This window comes from Neobacillus jeddahensis (genome assembly GCF_000612625.1).
GTDB classification, from domain to species: Bacteria; Bacillota; Bacilli; order Bacillales; family Cytobacillaceae; genus Neobacillus; species Neobacillus jeddahensis.
In genome coordinates, this window is record NZ_CCAS010000146.1 from 1 (window position 1) to 610 (window position 610).

At 39.2% G+C, this 610-nt stretch carries 1 protein-coding gene; it reads left to right on the forward strand.

Annotation, left to right across the window (positions count from 1 at the left end; all coding sequences use genetic code 11):
• Positions 1 to 117 precede the first annotated feature (117 nt).
• Positions 118 to 610 (forward strand): reverse transcriptase domain-containing protein (locus TY15_RS23055; RefSeq protein WP_042375744.1); only part of this gene is annotated, 493 nt, incomplete at its 3' end.

Genomic DNA, 610 nt, shown 5'->3' on the forward strand with positions numbered 1-610 from the left:
AACGGAAGGGGGAGCGACCTCGTGGCTCTACATTAATAAAAGTGTGCAATGACAACAGTAAACGTTACCTCGGTAGAAACGAACTGAATGTGCACAATGAAAGGTGTGGAATAAGCATTGAATCAAGAACTAAAGTTCAAATGGCACAGTGTATATGGACAGATTCTTTTCGATAGAAAACTCAAAACAGCTTGGAAAAAGGTCGAAAGCAATAATGGAGCAGGAGGCATAGATGGAGAAACAGTACAAAGTTACGCAAGTAACGAGGATGAGAATCTCTGTAGATTACTCCAGAAACTAAGACTTAAAGAATACAAACCCTCACCAGTACGGAGAAAATACATTCCCAAAAAGAACGGTAAACTTCGCCCGCTGGGCATTCCAAATATTGAAGACCGTATTGTCCAACAAGCTGTAGTTAATGTGCTGGAACCAAAATGTGAAGAACTCATTTTCCATAAATGGTCATGTGGCTACCGCCCAAATCTTGGAGCTAAAAGGGTAATGCAAATTATCACTTGGAATATTGAGAGTGGTTACAACTTTATATACGATTGTGACATTAAGGGATTCTTTGATAATATTCCCCACAAAAAGTTGATGAAGATAC